Source organism: uncultured Leptotrichia sp. (assembly GCF_938036635.1).
Taxonomy (GTDB): Bacteria; Fusobacteriota; Fusobacteriia; order Fusobacteriales; family Leptotrichiaceae; genus Leptotrichia; species Leptotrichia hongkongensis.
In genome coordinates, this window is the sequence record NZ_CALHQO010000391.1 from 1 (window position 1) to 1,650 (window position 1,650).

A 1,650-nucleotide genomic window follows, 5' to 3' on the forward strand; every position below is an offset into this window, starting at 1 on the left:
TTGAGTAAAATAGTCATAATTTTTGAGTTCTGTTTTAAACTAGTTTTACTATAATAATCAAATCAGTATATTGAAATAAAAAAATGTGATAAGCTTTTGTTACCTACCACATTTTTCTATATACTTATTTTTTTGCAAAGTATCCTAAAAATTCAAATTTTTTTAAACTCTCAGGCAAATATTCCGAAGCTTCTACTTCTATTGGTTCACCATCTGGCACCGCTCTATAAATAGTCGTTTTTGCTAATTCTTCAATAATTTCCTTTTCTGTCTTAGGCTCTGCCAAAATATCTGACACAATAACATCCACATCATTCAAGTCGTTAATAATTTCATTTCTTGAATTTGAAATTCCTATTATATTTGCACCTTCTCCTATAATTAGAGTCTTTAAATATTTTCTGAATTTTTCTGGTATATAAACTTTATTTTCTTCATACATTACAGTTTCGATTTCAGAACAATAAAATTTAATTTTACCATTAATCATCCCATTTAAAACAAATTTTCTCAAATTACCAAGAACCTCATTAGTTTTTTCTTCACTTTTATCTTGAGAATTTACTAAATTTTTCCAAATTTCCATAGCATCTTTAATCATAAAACTTTGATTTGGTTCTTTTACAAGTTCAAGCATAATTAATTTTATATTTTCTTCATTTAATGTATTTAACTCTTCTTCTGTAAATTTCAATGTTAATAAAAAGGAATCTATTATTTCATTTGGAAAACTTTCCGTAAAGTTCAATTTTTCTGCTTGACTTTTTTTGCATATTATTGAACGTCTAAATTTTGTATCAAGTATAAAATCAATACACTGCTCTTTTATAACAGGATCTCCTTGAGATAATTGCTGTAATTTTTCTACTGTACTTTGATTGTATATACTTCCAATTGACAATCTTAATGCTACATCAGAGACATATTGTAAATTTTGATCTTTTAATAAATCTGCAAATTCATGTAAATACATTGGATTATTATAATGCTCAAGATATTCATGGCCTACATAATAATCTTGCATATTTAAAATTTCTTCAATTTGTCTAATAAAATCTCCTTTTTTCTCAAAAATATCTGTATAACTTTTCATTTCTTCAGCTACAATTGATATAAAGGCTTTTCCACGTTGATTTTTGTCTCCAAGTGAAATTTCTGGAAAATATTTATTAGCATAAAGCATCATTTCTCTAATTTTATCAGGTTCTTTCCATCCTGGATATGTATTGTAAGAAATGTATGCAATTCCTTCTTCTGTAAGATTTTCATTACATATTTTCAAAATTTTTTCCTTTACAATTTCAGGAACCCATGAAAATACACCATGAACAATAATATAATCAAATTTTCCAAAATCCTCATTTATATCCAAAATATTTTTTTCAATAAGTTTAATATTTTGTAATCCGATTTTTTCAATAACTTCATTTCCTTTTTTTACTTGTTCCGCTGTCAAATCAATGCCAATAAATTCAGCTTCAGGATTATAAAGTGCTTGAGTAATAATATTTCCTCCAAAAGATGAACCTAATTCCAGTACTCTTGCCTTTCTTGAGTCTTTAGGATTCAATCCGTATAATTTCCCATGTGCTTCTAACAGAGATGGTATAGTATAATTAAATGGATTCGATTTGTACAGCAATTCACTAT

Annotated in this window: 1 protein-coding gene; it reads right to left on the reverse strand. The window is 26.4% G+C overall.

Annotated features, from left to right (window positions below; translation table 11 throughout):
* Window positions 1-124: 124 nt before the first annotated feature.
* Window positions 125-1,650 (reverse strand): class I SAM-dependent methyltransferase (locus tag Q0370_RS07820; RefSeq protein ID WP_299574273.1); only part of this gene is annotated, 1,526 nt, incomplete at its 5' end.